Origin of the sequence: Rhizobium sp. ZX09 (genome assembly GCF_017357485.1) — a bacterium.
In the GTDB taxonomy this organism is placed as follows: domain Bacteria; phylum Pseudomonadota; class Alphaproteobacteria; order Rhizobiales; family Rhizobiaceae; genus Agrobacterium; species Agrobacterium pusense.
Genome location: NZ_CP031363.1, coordinates 2,923,849 through 2,943,405 on the forward strand (window position 1 = coordinate 2,923,849; position 19,557 = coordinate 2,943,405).

The window sequence follows — 19,557 nt, forward strand, 5'->3', positions numbered from 1 at the left end:
TGAGACTGCGGCCTCACTGGCCCGGCTTCAGCGTGCGGTTGAAAGCTGTAAGGATCATCGTCTCCAATTGTGCGTGAATATCCGCGCGGTCTCGTGGTCTGGCCGGTTCGCAGATCGGATCATGCTCGCCGATGGACTTGAGAAATGCATCGGCATCCGGTTTGCAGAGGGGCAGGAAGCTGAAATGGTTGGCGTCGTCCACCCGCAGATAGGTCGCGCCGGGCACGTCGTCTGCGAGTTTATCCGCAAGCACGGCCGGCGGAATTTTACCTTTGCTGCCGAGATTGATGAAGGTCAGCGGAATATCGATCGCTTTCAGGCTCTCCGGTTTGAAAGCCAGCGCCAGGCCGGGATCAACCAGCACGGCGGAACGGATGCGGGGATCGCGGTTCTGCTGCTCGAAATGGGCCTTGTCGAGGGTTTTGATATCCAGCTTCGGAACGCTGACCGGCTCGCCATTGAGGTAACCCCGGCCGCCGGCGAACCACTGGCAATCCATCATCGAAGAATAGTAATCGCAATAGCGGGCATAGGCATCGAGATCGGCGCGCGCACCCACAATCTCCATCGCCGCGCTGCCGCCCAGCGAGAAGCCGAGAACGCCGATCCTCTTCGTGTCGATCGCATTCGACCACTTGCCTTCTGCCGTCATGACAGTAATGATCGTTGAGAGATCGTCCGTTCGCTCCCAGATTTTCGGCGTATCGGCGGGCGTGGAATCGCCGCTGGTGGTGCCGGGATGGTTGGTGCCGGCGACGATGAAACCCTCGCTCGCAAGCTTCGCGGCGATCCATGCCATGCCGGACACTCTTGAACCCGAGCCGTGGGACAGAAGCACGAGCGGCAAACGGCCCGTTTTCACCGCACCATCCTTGAACACGGGCGTGCCCTGAAAAATTCGGTCCTCGCCGGAAGGCGCCTGTGTGCCCTTTCCGTCAGATGGATACCAGACGGTGAGAGCAAGGTCTTTGCCGCGAGCTGGCGAATGAACGGTAGTTTCGCTGATGCCGACGGCGTCCGCCGCAAAAACCGGTTGAGTGACGAAAGCGGAAAATAACATGGTCGCTATGGTGGTGACAGGGCGCATGAAAACCTCGTGTGTTTGGGAAGAACGGTGCTCAATCTGCGCCGCCACGTATTTTTTGCGTCCTTGATCGCGTTAAAGGTCGTACCGAAACGCGATCTGGTCCATGAAGTGCGACAAGGTTTCGCTCCGGGATGGTTATCGTGCTTTTCATTCCCCTGCCTTTCGTCGTGGCGCTGTTGTTGGTGGTCATGTTCATCGTCTTCTTTCGAAGCGGAGACGATGTGCGGACAAGCCGCGTATTTTTGGCGCTTATCGCCCTTTGCGCCGTGCAGTCTGTGCTCGTCGGCCTGCGCTGGGGATATGGGGTGAGCCTGGTGCGATACGTGCTGCCGGTTTTGGCCGCCTGCTTGCCACCACTTGTGTACATTGCCTTTCGCGGCCTGATGAAGGTGGGGCCGGAAAGCAGAAGGGCCATGCTGGCAAGCCTCGCCCTGTCCCCTCTGCTGATCATTCTTCTGGAATTCACATTCCCGGTCGCTATCGATCTTGGCCTGATTGCCCTCTTCGTTGGCCATGCCACCGCTCTGCTATTACTCGGAAGAAAAGGGCCTGATGGGCTGGACGAGGCGCAATTCGCCAGCGTCGCTTCGGCACACAAGGCGCTCATCATCGCTGCTGCGGCGCTGTGCGTTTCCGCGATGTTCGATCTTCTGGTGTTTCTCGATTTCGAATGGGCACATGGCGAGAACGTCGCGGCGCTCGTCAGCAACGCCAATCTTTTCGGCCTGCTGCTGATCGGGCTGATGGCGGCCATGGCCGGGAAAAGCAAGGCGTCGCAAGCGGCCGCGGAGCCGCCGGCAGAGGTGCCGCCTCCTTCGGAACCATCACAACAGGACCGCGAGATTGTTGTGGGCCTCGATCGCCTGATGACGTCGCAGGCGCTCTACCGCGACGAAAATCTCAACCTGTCGCGCCTAGCAAGACGCCTCGGCCTGCCGAGCCGGCAGATTTCGGGTGCGATCAATCGTTCGCTTGGCGTCAACGTCTCGCAATATGTCAACCAGCTGCGCATCCGCGAAGCCTGCCGGTTGCTGGAGGAGACGGAGCAATCGGTGACATCGATCATGTTTTCTTCCGGCTTTCAGACCAAGTCCAACTTCAACCGGGAATTTCGCCGCGTCACCGGCATGAGCCCGGTCGACTGGCGGGAACGGCAGGTTTGGAAACTGGTCTCCCCCAACAAAACGGCCACCCGGCAGATGCCGGATGACCGTCTGAAGATCGTCGGGAAATGATTGTCGATCAGAGCGTGCCGTTACGCTGCTGGATCATCATGTAGGTGTCATAGGTGTATTCGGCGATCTGTGCCCAGAGATAGGCATCCTTCTTGAAGGCCTGCTGGCTCTCGTAGATTTTCTTGAAGCTCTCGTTCTTGGCCGAAATCTCCGCGTAGGTTTCCTGCGCCGCCTTGTGGCAGACATCGAGGATTTCCTGGCTGAAGGGGCGCAGGATGGCGCCCTGCGCCACGAGTTCCTTCAGCGCCTTCGGATTGCGTGCATCGTAGCGTTCCAGCATGCTGGCGCTGCCCGCGGCGCAGGCGTCTTTCAGGATGCGTTTGTAGTTTTCCGGCAGTTCGTTGAACTTCTGCAGGTTGACGAAGGCATGAACGGCCGGGCCGCCTTCCCACCATGCGGGGTAATAGTAATATTTCGCGACCTTGTAGAAGCCGAGCTTCTGGTCATCATAGGGGCCGACGAACTCGGTGGCGTCGATCGTGCCCTTTTCGAGCGCGGCGTAGACATCGCCGCCGGCGATCTGCTGCGGCGTCACGCCAACCTTCTGCATCACCTGGCCGGTGAGGCCGGCAATACGCATCTTCAGACCCTTGAGGTCGTCGATGGTGTTGATTTCCTTGCGGAACCAGCCGCCCATCTGGGCACCGGTGTTGCCGAGCAGGATCGAGTAGATATTGTGCTGGGCAAGGAACTCATTGAGCAGCTCGTTGCCGCCGGCCTGGTTGAACCAGGCATTCGTCTGGCGCGCATTGAGGCCGAAGGGAACCGAGGTCCCGAGCGCGAAGGTCGGGTCCTTGCCAACGTAATAATAGGCGCATGTATGCGCCATTTCGACGGTTCCGGCCGTCACCGCGTCCGCAGCCTGCAGGGCCGGCACGATCTCTCCGCCCGCGAAATGCTGAATGACGAAATTGCCGCCGGAAGCTTCCTTAACGTGATCGGCGACGATCTGGCCCGCGCCGAACAGAATGTCGAGGCCCTTGGTGAAGGACGACGTCATGCGCCAGGTAATCTTGGGATTTTCTTGTGCGATGGCCGGAGCGGCCAGCGCCGTTGCGGTAACACCGGCGCCCACGGCGCCAGCCTTGCGGATAAATGATCTGCGATCCATGTCGATAAGCCCTGCTATGCTTCATATTACAGGCGAACCGCACGGTACGCCTCCCGCCGGCTACTAAACATTTATCCTTGCGGCCATCAAGAGGGAATGTTCGAAACCTGCGCGCTCCTGCGCGGCGCTTAGTCATAGTTCCAACTCTGCAATCAGGTGCCGTACCCAGGCCCCGCGCCTTGCGGTTAAGACGACGATCGCGTCAACGCGGGATCATCGAGCGCCGGATTGTAAAAGAGCGAGAGCGTCAGGCTTCTGGCGATGCGTTCAGCGGTTTCCATAAACCAGTCGTGCGCCTCTCTGCCCGGTGCAATGTCATCGAGTGTGGCGGAAAACAGCGCAAGCCATTGGGGGAAAAGCTCGGCGGTCATGCCTTTTACGCCAAGATGGGCTTGGACCGGCTCGCCGCCATAGCCGCCATTCTTGAACGCGACGGCCGCCCAGAACTGCTTCATCCTGGCCATATGTTCCGGCCAGCGGCCTGCAAGCCGCGCATCGAAAACGGGCCCGAGCGCGGGGTGCTCCAGCACGCGACCGTAAAATGTTTCCACCAGCAGATCGATGAAACGGGCATCGACACCGATAGCCGCCATCGCTTTTTCTGCCCTGTCCTGAATTTCTGCGCTGTGGGCGGCTCTTGCCGAGGCTGGGTTCTGCATCATCGATCCTTTCCCAACGAATTTACGCCGCTGCGCTGCCACCGGCAATGCGGCGCTTTGACTGATTAGAATTATTCTAAGATGGCTTGATCGCGGGGTGATGCGGATGTATTTAGAATTATTCTAAAAAGGTTTCAGCCATGTTCCACAGTCTTTTCTCGCTTTCCAAACGTCCCTTTTCCTCCCTCAGCGAACAGGAAATCCTGGCGCTCGCCATCTCGTCGGAAGAAGATGACTCTCGCATCTACCGCTCCTATGCCGATCACCTGCGCGCGCAATATCCTCAATCGGCGAAGGTTTTTGACGACATGGCCGAGGTCGAGCAGCAGCATCGAAACGTGTTGATCGACATGCATCGCCGCCGCTTCGGAGAAACCATACCGTTGATACGCCGCGAACATTTGCGTGGTTTCTACGAACGCACACCGGACTGGCTGGTGAAGAATCTCTCATTGGAAAAAATTCGCGCCCAGGCGGAATTGATGGAAGCGCAGGCAATCCGTTTTTACGACGAAGCCGTCAAGCGCACCACGGATGCCTCGACGCGCAAGTTGCTCGGTGATCTGGCGGAGGCAGAGCGCGGCCACGAGGATATCGCCCATATGCTCGAGGAAAAACATCTCGATGAAAACGGCAGAACGGAAGAAGAGGAGACCGCCAGGCGTCAGTTCCTCCTGACCTATGTGCAGCCGGGTCTCGCCGGGCTTATGGACGGTTCCGTGTCGACGCTGGCGCCAATCTTTGCAGCGGCCTTTGCCACACAGGATACCTGGCAGACCTTCCTCATCGGTCTTTCCGCCTCCGTCGGCGCGGGCATCTCCATGGGGTTTACGGAAGCCGCTCATGATGACGGCAAGCTTTCCGGTCGAGGCTCGCCACTGAAGCGCGGCCTGGCATCGGGCATCATGACGGCCATTGGCGGCCTCGGCCACGCGCTGCCCTATCTCATCCCGCATTTCTGGACAGCCACGGCTATTGCCGCGATCGTTGTTTTCGTGGAACTCTGGGCTATCGCCTTCATTCAGAACCGCTTCATGGAAACGCCATTCCTGCGCGCCGTCTTTCAGGTGGTCCTCGGTGGCTCATTGGTGCTGGCGGCCGGCATTATCATCGGCAATGGCTAAAGGCAAAAGCCCGCGGCGCGTGCCGCGGGCTTTTCGATATAATCGATTTCATGCAGATCAGCGCAACGCGCCGACCAGAACGTCCCGACCATCCTCGATGGAAACCCAGCGGCCCGTATTAAAGGACGCCTGCCGCTTCAGATAGGTGTAGTTTGTGTCGGTCCAGAGCTTCACGTCGTCGGTGAGATTGTCGAGAATATAGTCGCCATCCGTGGTGCGAAGGGTAAGCACCGCATGACCTTCACCATCAGGCTTGCGAACGACTGTTATCAGCAGGTCGGCCACGGAAAATCCACGCTCGATCAGCTTCTTGCGCTTCAGCAGTACGAAATCTTCGCAATCGCCGGCGGTTGTCGGGTATTCCCAGACCTCGTCCTTGCCATAGATTTCCTGGTCGGTCATCGCCACGATGGTCGTGTTGACGGAGGTGTTGACCTCGCGAATGACGCCCCAGCCATAGTCGGTGACGCGTGGCGGCGGCGTCGCCTTGCTGCGAATGTTGCACTCGTCGGCATATTTTTGACAGAACTCGTAATGGCCGATCGGCTGGGAGGTGATCCCGCCCGTCACCATGGAAGGGCTTCCCTTGGTTTCCGCCATGGCGGAGGCAGCAGTCATTAGCCCGGCGGCAACTGCAGACAGCAGCGCACGCGCCAGCGGTGCGTTCATCATGAAACCCGTCCCTTAATTCTTAATGAAAAGTTAAGAGGGTTGGGGGGCAGGAGTCAATCTTTAGCAATCAATGGCGCGCAAGACTCGTTGAATATGGTTAAGAGCGTTGCGGAAATGCCTATGTTGCAAGGGCTCTCACCGCCGTGAGCATCCTTTCAATGTCCTGTGGCCGGGAGAGCCGGTGGTCGCCGTCGCGGATCAACGTCAGAACCACGTCGTCGGCTGGCAGGTGTTCCAGAAGTTTCAGCGCGTGTTGATAGGGCACGTCGGGATCGCGCATGCCCTGCAGGATGTGAACGGGGCAACCGGTGGTGATGATGCCCTGCAACACGCGGTTCTGCCGGCCGTCTTCCATGAGCGCGCGGGTGAAGATGTTGGGCTCGGGACTGTATTCCGAGTGCTCCTCGAAATAGCCCCTCTCCAGCAGCGATGTCTTTTCTGCCTCCGTCAGGCTGGGCTCTATCAGTTCCGCCGTGAAATCAGGCGCAGGCGCGATGAGGATCAGGCCTGCGACGGATGGGGCGCCACCTGTCTTGCGTAGTTCCTCAACCATGCGCAAGGCGATCCATCCGCCCATCGAAGAGCCGACGAGAATGACGCTCGACGGCGCCTTTGCACGCACTACGGCGAGAGCCTCTTCCAGCCATCGGGAGATCGTGCCTTTTTTGAAATCTCCGCCGGACGCGCCGTGGCCAGAATAGTCGAACCGAAGGCAGGCAAGGCCGTTTTCCGCTGCAAAGCGATCCAGTTCGACCGCCTTTGTTCCGGTCATGTCTGAACGATAGCCGCCGAGCCACACCAGCATGGGTGCGCTTTTGCCGGAAATCGCCGGACGATGGAGAATGGCAATCTCGCGGCTGTCGTTATCGGGACCTACGCGCAGGAATTCGGCGGCTTGTTCGCTCATGTATATGCAATTCTCCTGATTTTAGTGCAACAACGGCGGCGTATTTGCAAAAACCGTGACAACAGGTGATCTTTTCGGGCAGATATGCTATTGACTTCGCCACGGCAATAACGACATTTCCGCCGCTTGTACCAAACAAGCTGTTTTTTGCCGACGTGATCCAGAAACAGATCAGGAGAATACGACCATTCGCAGACCTTTCAAAGCCGATGCCCCCGTCAAGGAGGGGCCGCGCTCCAACCGGGAAATTCGGGTTCCCAGAGTTCAGCTTATTGATGAAGAGGGCCAGAACCTCGGTAGCATGCCGACGGATCAGGCATTGAAACTGGCGGAGGAGGCCGGTCTCGATCTCGTTGAGATTTCGCCGAACGCTGAACCGCCGGTGTGCAAGATCCTCGATCTCGGCAAACTGAAATACGCGACCCAGAAAAAGGCCGCTGAAGCGCGCAAGAAACAGAAGATCGTCGAAGTCAAAGAAATCAAGATGCGCCCTAACATCGACACGCATGATTATGACGTGAAGATGAAGGCGATGGGCCGTTTCTTTGAAGATGGCGACAAGGTGAAGGTGACGCTGAAGTTCCGTGGCCGTGAAATGGCTCACCAGGAACTGGGCATGAAGCTTCTTCTTCAGGTGAAGGAAGACACTCAGGCGATTGCCAAGGTGGAGGCCGAGCCGAAGCTTGAAGGCCGTCAGATGATGATGGTTCTCGCGCCGAAATAATTTATACCGCCACAGAACTGGCGTAATGAGCCGCACGGGGAAGTTCGCTTTCCCCGTTGCGCTTTTAACCGACTGCGGTTATAAGCGCGCGTCCGAACGGTCCGGCAGGGCATGCCGAGGCCGTTCCTGAATAGCTTGAAATAGGCCTCGTCTGCCTGTTTCGATACAAAAACGGAGTAGCAAAATGCCCAAGATGAAGACGAAGTCCGCTGCAAAGAAGCGGTTCAAGATCACTGCAACCGGCAAGGTTGTTGCAGCCGCCGCCGGTAAGCGCCACGGCATGATCAAGCGTACCAACAAGTTCATTCGCGACGCGCGTGGAACCATGGTTCTCGCCGAAGCTGACGGCAAGAAGGTCGTCAAGAACTACCTGCCGAACGGTCTCTGAGACTTTTCCGCATTTTTGGACACTTTAAGGAGATCATGACATGGCACGCGTAAAACGTGGCGTAACTTCCCGCGCCAAGCACACCAAGACACTCAAGGCAGCCAAGGGTTTCTACGGCCGCCGCAAGAACACCATCCGCGCAGCAAAGGCTGCCGTGGATCGTTCCAAGCAGTACGCTTACCGCGACCGCAAGGTCAACAAGCGTAACTTCCGCGCTCTTTGGATCCAGCGTATCAACGCTGCTGTCCGCGAATTCGGCCTCACCTATGGCCGCTTCATCGACGGCCTGAACAAGGCTGGCATCGAAGTGGACCGCAAGGTTCTGTCCGACATGGCTATCCATGAGCCGGCAGCATTCGGCGCGCTCGTCGAAGCAGCGAAGAAGGCGCTTGAGTACCTCAAGGATGCTGGTACGGCCAACGAGTTTGAAACCGCTGTAAAGTAATTACGGCGCGGACAATCTGTTGTTCATTTGAACCCGCGTCGGGCAACCGGCGCGGGTTTTTTCTTTTCAGCTGCCATACATTTCTATCGGCGTTTTTTAATTTAGAAATTTAGAAGACTTGGAGTATTCACGCCGTTTGAAGCGAAACCTTTGGTGGACGAAATGCAGGTCAATAAAAGTGAGGTTGTGGAAGCGGAAGGTTTCCGCGTTCATCTCGACGACGATGACATCGCAACCGTGATGCGTGTCCTCCTGAAAAGTGACCGTCGCATTCAGAAGGTTGAACTCTCGCAGCTGACGGTGTGGATCAAACGGCAGGGCACGGAGCGTGTGACGTGGTGGATGAAAATTCAGAAGCTGCTGTCAAAACTCCTGCCCTACGCTTTTCTTCGCCCTTCCGAACCGCGTGATGGCGCGGGCCTCATGCAGCGGGAACTCGAAACCTTGCAGCAGTTCCAGCAGCGCGGCTTCCCGGTTCCGCCGCTGATCTACTCATCCCGCACGGCCGTGGTGCTGGGAGATGTAGGCCCGACGCTCATGGAGCGCATGGATGCCCTGAAGGCCTCCGATCCGATCGAGCATGACGCCCTGCTTGTTAAATCCGCAGAAGCACTTGGCGAGCTGCATGCCGCAGGCCTCTGCCACGGCCGCCCGCATGTACGAGACTTCTTCTTGAAGGATGGCCGTATCGGTTTCATGGATTTCGAGGAGCGCCCTCAGGATGTCATGCCGCTGGAAACGGCGCAGGCTCGTGATATCTGGCTGCTGTTTCTGCAGGTTGCCACGCGCGCCAATGATGCCCCCAAAACCCGCGACGCCGCCTTTTCGCGCTGGCTCGAAAATGCTCCGCCCCGCGCACTGGAAGAATTAACCCGCTTGACCCGCATTCTCGGGCGTTTTTTACCGCTTGCCCGGTTGATCGGGCGCGTGCGGATGGGTAGTGATCTGCGACGCTTTATCATGGCGACCGACTATCTGATGAATGCTGTGAACACCGACGCCGCTGTTAAAAAATCCGGCAAGGCAGGAAAAGATGACTGAACTTGATACCTTGAAATCGCAATTGATGTCGGAGATCGCCGCCGCTGCCGATGAACCGGCCATCGAAGCCGTGCGCGTCTCCGCGCTTGGCAAGAAGGGCTCGGTTTCGGAGCTTCTGAAGACGCTTGGCAGCATGAGCCCGGAGGAGCGCCAGACCCGCGGCGCCGCCATTAATCAGCTCAAGACCGAAATTACCGACCTTATCGGCGAGCGCAAGAACGCGCTGAAAGACGCCGCCATCGCCGCGCGTCTCAAGGCCGAAACGGTGGACGTCAGCCTGCCCGTCCGCCAGTCTCCGGCAGAGCGCGGCCGCATTCATCCCATCAGTCAGATCGTCGACGAAATCACTGCCATCTTCGCGGATATGGGCTTCTCCATCGCCGAAGGTCCTGACATCGAGACTGACTATTACAACTTCACGGCACTGAACTTCCCGGAAGGCCATCCGGCCCGCGAGATGCACGATACCTTCTTCTTCCAGCCGGACGAAAAAGGCGAGCGTAAGGTGCTGCGCACCCACACCTCACCGGTGCAGATCCGCACCATGGAGAGCCAGAAGCCGCCGATCCGCATCGTCATCCCCGGCAAGACCTATCGCCAGGATTCCGATGCCACCCATTCGCCGATGTTCCATCAGGTCGAAGGTCTTGTCATCGACAAGAAGGCGCATGTCGGCAATCTGCGCTGGATTCTTGAGGAGTTCTGCAAGGCCTTCTTCGAGGTCGACAGCGTCGTCATGCGCTTCCGCCCGTCCTTCTTCCCCTTCACGGAGCCAAGCTTCGAGGTGGATATCCAGTGCGACCGTTCCGGCCCCATCGTCAAGTTCGGCGAGGGCAAGGACTGGATGGAAATTCTCGGCTGCGGCATGGTGCACCCGAACGTGCTGCGCGCCGGCGGGCTGGATCCGGATGAATATCAGGGCTTTGCCTGGGGCATGGGTCTCGACCGCATCGCCATGCTTAAATACGGCATGCCCGATCTGCGCGATTTCTTCAACGCCGATGTCCGCTGGATGAACCACTACGGGTTCCGCCCGCTCGACATGCCGACGCTGTTCGGCGGTCTGAGCGTTTAATCCGGTTAGCCAAGGAGCAAAGACATGAAATTCACTCTTTCCTGGCTGCAAGAGCATCTCGATACCGATGCGACGCTGGACGAGATCTGCGAGCGGTTGACGGCGATTGGCCTTGAGGTCGAGGATGTTGACGACAAGGCGGCCTACAAGCCCTTCGTCATTGCCAAGGTGGTTTCCGCTGAAAAGCACCCCGAGGCCGACCGCCTGAAAGTGCTGATGGTCGATGCCGGTGACGGCAAGCCGGTGCAGATCGTCTGCGGTGCACCGAATGCGCGCGCTGGGCTCGTCGGTGCGCTCGCACGTCCCGGCACCTATGTCCCGGGCATCGATGTCACGCTCGCCATCGGGAAGATTCGCGGTGTGGAAAGCCATGGCATGATGTGCTCCGAAAAGGAGCTCAACATTTCCGACGATCACGACGGCATCATTGACCTGCCGGCGGATGCGCCCGTCGGTACTTCCTTCGCATCATATGCCGGCCTCGATGATCCTGTCATCGAGATCAATCTCACGCCCAATCGTCCGGACTGCACCTCGATCTACGGCATTGCGCGCGATCTCGCGGCCTCCGGTCTCGGCAAGCTGAAGACAAAGCCTGCACCCTCCTTCAAGGTGGAAGGCGCAACGCCCGTCGATGTGAAGCTGGAACTGGACGATCCCGCCCTCTGCCCTGGCTTTTCGCTACGCATCGTGCGCGGTGTGAAGAACGGCCCCAGCCCGAAATGGATGCAGCAGCGTCTTCTGGCGATCGGCCTGCGTCCGATCAATGCGCTTGTTGATATCACCAACTACATGACCTTCGATCAGGGCCGGCCGATGCACGTCTTCGACGCCGCCAAGGTCAAGGGTGATCTGACCGTTCGCCGCGCAAAGGAGGGTGAGACGATCCTCGCGCTCGATCAGCGTGAATATAAGCTCGGCCCGAACAATGTCGTCATCGCCGATGAAAAGGGCCTCGAGTCTATCGGCGGCGTGATGGGTGGCGAACATTCCGGCTGCGACGAAAACACCGTCGACGTGCTGATCGAATCCGCCCTCTGGGACCCGATCAACATTGCCAAGACTGGCCGTTCGCTCGGCATCATCACCGATGCGCGCTACCGTTTCGAGCGCGGTGTCGATCCGGAATACATGGTTCCGGGCCTGGAGCGGACCACCGAACTGGTTCTCGAACTCTGCGGCGGCGTTGCCGGCGAAGCCAAGGTGGTCGGTTACAAGGGATATCAGCCCAGGGTCGTGGATTTCCCGCTTGCGGAAGTGAAGCGGCTGACGGGGCTCGAAGTCTCGGCCGAAGAGAGCCTCGCCATCCTCAAGGGCCTGGGTTTTGGGGTCGAGGGAACGGGCGAGCGCGTGTCCGTCACTGTGCCGTCCTGGCGCCCGGATGTCGACGGCAAGGCTGATCTGGTTGAAGAGGTCATGCGCATTCATGGCGTTGACAATATCAAACCCGAGCCGCTGGAAAGCTTCGGTGCCGTCAACGGTCGCATCCTGACCACGCTGCAGGTCCGCACGCGCACCGCGCGCCGTGCGCTGGCAAGCCGCGGCATGCTGGAGGCCGTCACATGGTCCTTCATCCCGGAAGCGCAGGCGAAGCTATTCGGCGGCGGCTCGCCGGCGCTCAAGCTCGCCAACCCGATTGCGGCCGATATGTCGGATATGCGGCCCTCGCTGCTGCCGGGCCTGCTGACCGCCGCACAGCGCAATGCCGACAAGGGCTATGGTGACGTCGCAATCTTCGAGGTCTCCGGCACCTATGAAGGCGACACGCCTGATACGCAGCGCCGTGTTGCTGGCGGTGTTCGCCGTGGCACGGCCTCGCTCGCTGGCAGCGGCCGCATGTGGTCCAATGCGTCCAAGGGCGGCGGCAAGCCCGTGGATGTCTACGACGCAAAGGCGGATGCACTGACGGTGCTGGAAGCCTGCGGCCTCCCCATGGCCAATGTCCAGATCGAGGCCGGCGGGCCTGCCTGGTATCATCCCGGCCGCTCCGGCACCATCAAGATGGGCCCGAAGGTCGTGCTTGGTTACTTCGGTGAATTCCATCCGAAAACACTGTCCGAGCTGGATGTGTCGGGTGTCTATTGCGGTTTCGAGATTTATCTAGACGCCATGCAGGAGCCGAAGAAGAAAGCCACCCGCACCAAGCCTGCGCTCGAACTTTCCCCCTTCCAGGCGGTCAAGCGCGACTTCGCCTTCGTGGTCGACAAGGCCGTAGAGGCGGGGGCGATCATCAAGGCGGCAACGAGCGCTGATCGCAAACTGATTACAGGCGTCAATGTCTTCGATATTTTCGAAGGCGCATCGCTCGGAGAAAACCGCAAGTCGGTCGCCATCGAAGTGCAGATTCAACCGGTCGACAAGACTCTGACCGATGAGGATTTCGAAGCCTTGACGGCCAAGATCGTCGGCAATGTCGAGAAATCGACAGGCGGCGTTCTGCGCGCCTGACGTCGGATAACAGATTGAAAAAAGCCGCGGCAACCACCGCGGCTTTTTGTTTTTTAACGATTGGCCATCTGTGACATGCGTTCGGGATAACGTTCGCCCGCAACCTTGGACGGAGCCAGCAACGCGCCAAGGCTTTCGACTTCCTCCGGCGTCAGGGACACATCAGCGGCCGCGACGTTTTTCTCCAGATTGGCAATCTTCGTGGTGCCCGGGATCGGTACGATGAAATCCCCCTGCGCCAACACCCAGGCCAATGCAAGTTGCCCGGCAGTCACACCCTTTTCGGCAGCCATGTCTTCCAGAAGTCTGACCAGCGCCAGGTTCGCGTCGAAGTTTTCACCCTGGAAACGCGGCAGGCCACGCCGGAAATCATCGGCTGCAAGTCCGTCCAGCGATTTCAGCGCTCCGGTCAGCGCACCGCGCCCAAGCGGGCTGAACGGTACGAAACCGATGCCGAGCTCACGGCAGGTATCCAGCACGCCATTTTCTTCCGGGTCGCGGGTCCACAGCGAGTACTCGCTCTGAATGGCGGCAATCGGGTGGGTGGCGTGGGCTTTTCGAAGCGTTTCGGCACTGGCTTCGGAGAGGCCGAGATGTTTTACCTTGCCCTGCTTCACCAGTTCCGCCATCGCCCCAACAGTTTCTTCGATTGGCACATCCGGGTCGACACGGTGCTGGTAAAAGAGGTCGATGGCGTCAACGTCGAGGCGCTTGAGGGAGGCTTCAGCGACGGCACGAACATTTTCCGGTCGACCGTCCGTTCCCACCATCATCTGGCCCGCGGGTTTGCTGCCATCAATCTTGAATCCGAACTTGGTGGCAATCACCACCCTGTCACGATAAGGCTTCAGGCCCTTGCCGAGGAGAATTTCGTTCGTGTAGGGCCCATAAACTTCCGCCGTATCGAAAAATGTAACGCCGAGGTCAACAGCGCGATGCAGCGTCGCGATCGCACTGCTTTCATCGCCCGTCGGGCTATAGGCATGGGTCATTCCCATGCAACCGAGGCCGAGCGCCGATACGGTCAGATTGTCTCCAAGGGTTCTGCTTTTCATCTGTTCGTCCTTCCATAAGGAACCGCCCGTCATCAGGGCGTGATGGGAACATAGCGAATGAGATCAGCAAAAATAATCACTGCAAATCCGCGTGGGTTGTTCTATAATTTAGAACAATGAACCGTGTGCAACTCTCCCAACTGGCCGTTCTCTCCGCCGTTGCCGAAGGCCGGAGCTTTCGCAAGGCGGCTGCCGAACTCGGCATTGCCCCTTCCGCCGTCAGCCATGCGGTCTCGTCGCTGGAGGCGAGCCTGGGCCTGCGGCTACTTCACCGTACCACCCGCAGCGTTTCTCCGACAGAGGAGGGAAAGCGGCTTCTCGAAACCTTGGGTCCGGCGCTTGCCGATATCGACGCCGTCATCGATACCCTTGCCGAACAGGGCGGTCGACCCGCAGGTCCTTTGCGCATCACTCTCCCCAGACTTGCCGCTGAAGATCTTATTGTGCCCCGGCTGGGGGAATTCCTGCGGCTCTACCCCGAAATCTCCCTCGAAATTTCGACCGATGATCGCTTTGAAGATATTGTCGCAAAAGGTTTCGATGCCGGGCTTCGTCTCGGGGAACATCTCGATGCAGATATGATCGCCGTGAAAGCGAGCGGGGCCTGGCGTGGCGCGATTGTCGGCGCACCGTCCTATTTTGCGGAAAATCCGCCTCCCCGTGATCCGAGGGACCTCATCCGGCATCGCTGCATCCGCCGGCGTTTTGCGAGTGGATTGATCTATCGCTGGGAGCTGGAGAAAAATGGCAAAGCGCTTGTGGTCGACGTTCAGGGGCCGCTGATCCTGTCGGACCAGAGTCTCATTCGCCGGGCGGCGATAGACGGCGCAGGGCTTGCCTTCGTTTTTGAACAGCGTGTCGAAGACGATATAAGGGAGGGCAGGCTGATCCGCGTTCTCGAGGATTGGTGCGCGCCGTTTGATGGATTTTACATCTATTACCCCTCGCGCCGGCAGATGCGTCCGGCGCTGAGGGCCTTCGTGGATTTCTTCCGCTTCCGGGGGTGATCAGAAGGTGATGCGATAGCGGATATGGCCGTCGCTTTTCACGTAGCTGTCGTAGAGCTTCTGGGCGCGGTGATTGTCCTCACCGGTGTTCCAGTAAAGCCTAGACCAGCCCTTTTCCTTGCAGATAGCGATAAGGTCGTCCATCAACGCCCGGCCCGTCCCCTTACCGCGGATTTCGCCATCGACAAAAAGGTCTTCCAGATAGCAGTCAGGCGTTTTCACCCAGGTGGAATCATGGAAGTGGTGAATGGCGAAACCGGCCATGCGGTCGCCAAGCATTGCCACCCGCATCGAAACGCGCGAGGCGGGGTCGAGAATGCGCTCCCAGGTATGGTCGGTTACCTCGTCGGCGAGATCGACATCGTAAAAGGCGAGATAGTCGTTCCACAGGCGCAGCCAGTCCGCCCGGTCAGCCGGCTGCGCATCGCGAATTACAAGCTCCATTTATGCACCCGCCTTGTCGAGAAGCGTCATCATCTCATCCGTCAAGGTCAACTCGACGGCGCGTTTGAAGCTTTCGAGCTGGGACAGGCTGGTGGCGCTGGCGATGGGCGCGGTTATCGCCTTCTTTCTCAACAGCCAGGCCAGCGCAATATCTGCAAGCTTGGCCCCCGTTTCGACTGCCACCGCATCCATGGCCCCCAGAACGGCAAGGCCACGGGCATTGACATATTCGCCCACGCGATAGCTGCGGGCGACGCCCTCTGTATCGGCCTTGGCACGATATTTCCCGGTCAGAAAGCCGGCCGCTAGGCTGTAATAATTGATGACGCCAATCTCTTCCTTCTGGCAAAGCTCGGCAAGCGGGCCTTCGAAATCCTTGCGGTTATAGAGGTTGTATTCCGGCTGCAGCACGTCGTAACGCGGAAGATTATTTTTTTCTGCCGTGTCCAGCGCATCCTGAAGCTGGCCCGCGGAATAGTTGGAGCAGCCTATGGCGCGAATTTTTCCCTGTTCCTTCAGTTTTGCGAAGGCGGCAAGTGTTTCTTCCAGCGGCACGTCGGCATCCGGCTTATGCGCGAGGTAAAGGTCGATATAATCAGTCTGAAGCCGCTTCAGCGAAGCTTCGACGGCTTCGGCGATCCACTTGGCACTGAGACCGGTCTTCTGGCCGCGATTGTCGAAACCTACCTTGGTGACGATCACCGCGTCCTCGCGCCTGACGCCGGATTGTTTCAGCCACTTGCCGATGATGGCCTCGGATTCACCGCCCACATGCCCATCCACCCAAGCGGAATAGACATCCGCCGTGTCGATGGCGTTGAACCCCGCATCAAAAAAGGCGTCAAGCAGGGCAAAGGACGTCTTTTCATCCGCTGTCCAGCCAAACACGTTGCCGCCGAAGACGATGGGCGCGATGGAGAGGCCGGTGCGGCCGAGGCTTCGATTTTCCACGGGGAATGCTCCTGTTGCTGTCTTATCGCAAGGTTAGCAACTGCCCGCCGGCATAACCATTCAATTCCTTTGATGGCAATCATCAGGCTGCGGGAGGTCCGAGATTATCAGGCGTGAAAGCCGCGATAGTGGCTGGGCGGATAACGGTTATGCTGCTGCCAGACCCGTCGCAAATGCCGCGCGGAGGCAAAACCCGCCCGTTCGGCAATGGCCTCCATATCAAGGCGGCTGTTTGCGAGAATATCACGGGCGAGGTTGACCCGCATCAGGTTGACATAATCGATGACGCTGATGCCGGCATGCTCGCGAAACAGACGTGAGAGATGCCTTTCGCTGAGCGCGGCGATATCCGCTAGCCGCTCCAGCGACCAGTCCTGCGCCGGTTCGGCCATCACGCGGTCCTGCACCCGGTGAATGGCGGGATGGATGTGGTTGCGGCCTGTGAGCCAGGGGGAGATTTGCGGATCGTTACCGCTACGCCTGAGATAAACCACCATGGTTTTGGCGATGCGTGCCGCAACCGCAGGCGATGTCAGCCGGGAGACCACATGCAGCATCAGGTCGATGCCGGTGGAAATACCGGCGCTGGAGAAACGGTTGCCGTCCTCCACGAAAAGGCGGTTTTCGGCCACCTGTGACAATGGCGCAATGCTGCGTAGCCCCTCTATACAGTCGGCATGGGTCGTGCAGTTGCGTCCATCGAAAAGGCCCGCTTCGCCCGCCAGAAGCGCGCCGGAGCAAATGGAAATCACCGTGGTGTCGGGACGCACTGCACGGCGCAGCCATGTCGCCAGCGCCTGCCGCTCACGCTGCGTTCCCGGATCACTGTCGAAGCGTGATGTGCTCCCGGAGATCAGTAGAAGAGCATTTTCCGGCAACGTCGCCGGTAAGCTCTCAAGCCGGGCAAGCGCAAGGCCAATGGAAGTTTGTTGCTCGTCGCTCGCAGCAATGTACCGGCAGTCAAAATGGATGTCGCGCTGTTCCCCGTTGGCATAACGGATCACCTCAAGCGGGCCGGCTATATCGAGCAACAGCGCATGTGGCGGCACAAGCGTATAAAAGGGAATGACGCGGGTGCCGCCCTCATCCATCAGGCGGCCTCTTTGATGGTTGCAAGCACGTCGCTGACAGTTGCGATGCGCGCGAAGCGGCCAGCCAGCACCAGTTCGGTTCGCTTGCGGATATCTTCCGCACTGAAAACGGTGCCGGAAGCATGTGTCATCGGGAAAGTCAGCGTCGCTTCGCTGACGTAGTCGACTTTGTAACCAAGATCGGAAGCGTGCCGGGTCGTGGTTTCGCAGCATTGCTCGGTACGGATGCCGGAGACGATCAATCGGTTGATGCCCTTCTCAGTCAGCCAGATTTCAAGACCGGTGCCGGCAAAGGCCGAATGGCGGTTCTTGTGAAAGGTGACATCTGGGGTAATTCTTACGCCCTCAAGTGCGCGGATGTAACCGCTGTCTTTTGAGAAGGCCTTGTCACCATCGACATGGAGAATCTGCACAACGGGAATACCAGCAGCTTTGGCGCCATCGATGAGCGCCTGCTGCTTCTCAAGATAAAGCGTGAGGCCGCTCTCATCAAAGTAGGGGGCGTGACGAAAGGATTCCTGAACGTCGATGACAAGCAGCGCGGTGTTGGAAGAGGACATTTCACGGTTCTCCGTTGGGTTCATGTCTAGCATCATTTCCCTTTTGATGTACGTATAAAAGCAGCCAGACCGACAATGACCGGACAAATCCGGCCATTCTTTATCAGTCGCGCTGCCGCGGGTTGCCAGAGTGTGTGGCGGTGCTAAGTTTCCAGGAATGACAGAACGGGAGAACGGAATGCTGCGCTTCGGTATAATCTCAACGGCGAAAATCGCTCAGGACCACATTATTCCGGCAATACAGGATGCACAGAACTGTGTGGTCAGCGCCATCGCCAGCCGCGATCCTGCCAAAGCGCGCGCGGTGGCCGATCGCTTTTCAGTGCCCTACGCTTTTGGCTCCTATGAAGAAATGCTGGCTTCTGATGTCATCGATGCGGTTTATATTCCGCTTCCCACCTCGCAGCATGTGGAATGGACCGTCAGGGCGGCTGATGCCGGCAAGCATGTTCTTTGCGAAAAGCCGATTTCATTAAAGGCCGAGGAGATAGACGCCCTTATCGCCGCGCGCGACCGTAACGGCGTTATCGTATCCGAGGCCTTCATGGTGGCCTACGCTCCGGTCTGGGCGAAGGTGAAAGAACTGCTGGCTTCGGACGCAATTGGTTCGCTGAAACACGTGCAGGGCGCTTTCACGTACTTCAACCGCGATCCCGGTAACATGCGTAATATTCCCGAACTGGGCGGCGGCGCCCTGCCGGATATCGGCGTCTACCCGACGATCGTGACGCGTTTTGCCACCGGTGCGGAACCGAAACGTGTGCAAGCGACCGTCGAACGCGACAGTGAATTCGGCACGGATATCTACGCTAGCGTCAGGGCCGATTTCGGCGGTTTTGAACTGAGCTTCTATCTGGCGACACAACTCGCCTCCCGCCAGCTGATGATCTTCCATGGCACGGACGGTTACATCGAGGTAAAGTCGCCCTTCAACGCCAATCGGTGGGGTGCGGAAGAGATCGAGTTAACCAATCAGACGCATAACGTCTCGCAAATCTTCCGGTTTCAGGACAGCCGTCAGTACAAGCTGGAAGCGGAAGCCTTTGCCCGTGCGGCGAAAGGTGAGGGCGACGTCGTCACGTTGGAAAGCTCAAGGAAGAACCAGCTTTTCATCGACGCCATCTACCGGGCGGCGGAAAAGGACGGCTGGGAAACGGTTTAGTCTCGCTCTTGCCGTTGCCTTTGAAGCCGCCAATAGCCGTAAAGCGCCAGCACCAGTGCCGCGAATGCTGAAAAGACAAGTGGCACGAGCGGTTGCACCAGGGGGTTGCGCCATTGCAGCAGCGCAAAAAGCCCGACGCTGACAATACGTGCTGTAAAAGTTACGGCGTTCATCAAGAAACCGTTCGGCCTAACTGATGCCTCAGCATTGACCCTGTTCAGCCGCCAGCTTGTTGCGAGCCCCGTTGCCGCGCCGGGCACGCGGGCGACGAGCGCATCAACGCCGAGATAGAACATAAGCAGACAGGTAACGATAATGTCGGCGGCCAGCCCGCAAATCTCGGTAAGGGCAAAGCGCGGAAGCCTCAAGGC

Annotated in this window: 21 protein-coding genes; 10 read left to right on the plus strand and 11 right to left on the minus strand. The window is 58.6% G+C overall.

Features of this window, described 5'->3' with window-relative positions; all coding sequences use genetic code 11:
* Nucleotides 1-13 precede the first annotated feature (13 nt).
* The gene (locus BTN45_RS14270) at nt 14-1,087 is read right to left on the minus strand and encodes an alpha/beta hydrolase (protein WP_207588391.1); all 1,074 of its coding nucleotides are present in this window, start codon (nt 1,085-1,087) and stop codon (nt 14-16) included.
* Nucleotides 1,088-1,227: 140 nt separating this feature from the next.
* Here BTN45_RS14270 and BTN45_RS14275 point away from each other — a divergent pair, with 140 nt between their 5' ends.
* Nucleotides 1,228-2,322 (plus strand): AraC family transcriptional regulator, encoded by a 1,095-nt coding sequence (locus BTN45_RS14275; protein ID WP_207588393.1) that lies wholly within the window; start codon nt 1,228-1,230, stop codon nt 2,320-2,322.
* Between the two features lie 7 nt (nt 2,323-2,329).
* Here BTN45_RS14275 and BTN45_RS14280 read toward each other — a convergent pair whose 3' ends face one another.
* Nucleotides 2,330-3,433, minus strand: a complete 1,104-nt coding sequence (locus BTN45_RS14280; protein ID WP_004439343.1) for a TRAP transporter substrate-binding protein — start codon at nt 3,431-3,433, stop codon at nt 2,330-2,332.
* A 185-nt stretch (nt 3,434-3,618) separates the two neighbouring features.
* Entirely contained in the window at nt 3,619-4,092 is a 474-nt protein-coding gene (locus tag BTN45_RS14285) for a truncated hemoglobin (protein ID WP_207589751.1), read from the minus strand.
* Nucleotides 4,093-4,232: 140 nt separating this feature from the next.
* Here BTN45_RS14285 and mbfA point away from each other — a divergent pair, with 140 nt between their 5' ends.
* On the plus strand, nt 4,233-5,216 hold the full coding sequence (mbfA, locus tag BTN45_RS14290) for an iron exporter MbfA (protein ID WP_207588396.1): 984 nt from the start codon (nt 4,233-4,235) through the stop codon (nt 5,214-5,216).
* A gap of 57 nt (nt 5,217-5,273) precedes the next feature.
* On the opposite strand, the gene BTN45_RS14295 is transcribed toward mbfA, so the two are convergent.
* Nucleotides 5,274-5,888, minus strand: a complete 615-nt coding sequence (locus BTN45_RS14295) for a transglutaminase-like cysteine peptidase (RefSeq protein ID WP_004439350.1) — start codon at nt 5,886-5,888, stop codon at nt 5,274-5,276.
* Between the two features lie 118 nt (nt 5,889-6,006).
* Nucleotides 6,007-6,795, minus strand: coding sequence for an alpha/beta hydrolase (locus tag BTN45_RS14300; RefSeq protein ID WP_022555455.1), 789 nt, complete (start codon nt 6,793-6,795; stop codon nt 6,007-6,009).
* A gap of 187 nt (nt 6,796-6,982) precedes the next feature.
* On the opposite strand from BTN45_RS14300, the gene infC reads away from it, so the two are divergent.
* From infC to pheT, 6 genes are all read left to right on the plus strand, one after another.
* Entirely contained in the window at nt 6,983-7,519 is a 537-nt protein-coding gene (infC, locus tag BTN45_RS14305; protein WP_004439353.1) for a translation initiation factor IF-3, read from the plus strand.
* A gap of 184 nt (nt 7,520-7,703) precedes the next feature.
* On the plus strand, nt 7,704-7,907 hold the full coding sequence (gene rpmI / locus BTN45_RS14310; protein ID WP_003493355.1) for a 50S ribosomal protein L35: 204 nt from the start codon (nt 7,704-7,706) through the stop codon (nt 7,905-7,907).
* 40 nt (nt 7,908-7,947) lie between these two features.
* Nucleotides 7,948-8,352 carry a 50S ribosomal protein L20 gene (gene rplT / locus BTN45_RS14315; RefSeq protein WP_003493358.1) on the plus strand — a complete coding sequence of 135 codons (405 nt, stop codon included), beginning with the start codon at nt 7,948-7,950 and terminating at the stop codon, nt 8,350-8,352.
* A gap of 162 nt (nt 8,353-8,514) precedes the next feature.
* Nucleotides 8,515-9,393 (plus strand): lipopolysaccharide kinase InaA family protein, encoded by an 879-nt coding sequence (locus tag BTN45_RS14320; protein ID WP_207588398.1) that lies wholly within the window; start codon nt 8,515-8,517, stop codon nt 9,391-9,393.
* Nucleotides 9,386-10,468, plus strand: coding sequence for a phenylalanine--tRNA ligase subunit alpha (gene pheS / locus BTN45_RS14325; protein ID WP_004439367.1), 1,083 nt, complete (start codon nt 9,386-9,388; stop codon nt 10,466-10,468). Before BTN45_RS14320 ends, pheS begins: the two co-directional genes overlap by 8 nt.
* Before the next feature lie 24 nt (nt 10,469-10,492).
* A complete protein-coding gene (gene pheT, locus BTN45_RS14330; RefSeq protein WP_207588400.1) occupies nt 10,493-12,916 on the plus strand; it encodes a phenylalanine--tRNA ligase subunit beta in 2,424 nt (807 codons plus the stop codon).
* 53 nt (nt 12,917-12,969) lie between these two features.
* Here the strand turns inward: pheT and BTN45_RS14335 are convergent, their stop codons facing one another.
* Nucleotides 12,970-13,971 (minus strand): aldo/keto reductase, encoded by a 1,002-nt coding sequence (locus tag BTN45_RS14335; RefSeq protein WP_044459966.1) that lies wholly within the window; start codon nt 13,969-13,971, stop codon nt 12,970-12,972.
* Between the two features lie 116 nt (nt 13,972-14,087).
* On the opposite strand from BTN45_RS14335, the gene BTN45_RS14340 reads away from it, so the two are divergent.
* Entirely contained in the window at nt 14,088-14,978 is an 891-nt protein-coding gene (locus tag BTN45_RS14340; RefSeq protein ID WP_004439376.1) for a LysR family transcriptional regulator, read from the plus strand.
* On the opposite strand, the gene BTN45_RS14345 is transcribed toward BTN45_RS14340, so the two are convergent.
* The 4 genes from BTN45_RS14345 to BTN45_RS14360 all read right to left on the minus strand — a co-directional run bounded on the left by BTN45_RS14345 (nt 14,979) and on the right by BTN45_RS14360 (nt 18,024).
* Nucleotides 14,979-15,422, minus strand: a complete 444-nt coding sequence (locus BTN45_RS14345; RefSeq protein ID WP_112766062.1) for a GNAT family N-acetyltransferase — start codon at nt 15,420-15,422, stop codon at nt 14,979-14,981.
* A complete protein-coding gene (locus tag BTN45_RS14350) occupies nt 15,423-16,373 on the minus strand; it encodes an aldo/keto reductase (protein ID WP_207588402.1) in 951 nt (316 codons plus the stop codon).
* Between the two features lie 107 nt (nt 16,374-16,480).
* Complete coding sequence (locus BTN45_RS14355) at nt 16,481-17,464, minus strand: GlxA family transcriptional regulator (protein ID WP_112556011.1); 984 nt, start codon at nt 17,462-17,464, stop codon at nt 16,481-16,483.
* On the minus strand, nt 17,464-18,024 hold the full coding sequence (locus BTN45_RS14360; RefSeq protein WP_048902644.1) for an isochorismatase family protein: 561 nt from the start codon (nt 18,022-18,024) through the stop codon (nt 17,464-17,466). Before BTN45_RS14360 ends, BTN45_RS14355 begins: the two co-directional genes overlap by 1 nt.
* Before the next feature lie 178 nt (nt 18,025-18,202).
* On the opposite strand from BTN45_RS14360, the gene BTN45_RS14365 reads away from it, so the two are divergent.
* Nucleotides 18,203-19,186, plus strand: coding sequence for a Gfo/Idh/MocA family oxidoreductase (locus tag BTN45_RS14365; RefSeq protein ID WP_022555462.1), 984 nt, complete (start codon nt 18,203-18,205; stop codon nt 19,184-19,186).
* On the opposite strand, the gene BTN45_RS14370 is transcribed toward BTN45_RS14365, so the two are convergent.
* Nucleotides 19,183-19,554, minus strand: a complete 372-nt coding sequence (locus tag BTN45_RS14370; RefSeq protein WP_048902645.1) for a hypothetical protein — start codon at nt 19,552-19,554, stop codon at nt 19,183-19,185. The two genes, BTN45_RS14365 and BTN45_RS14370, sit on opposite strands and share 4 nt — an antisense overlap.
* Nucleotides 19,555-19,557 lie beyond the last annotated feature (3 nt).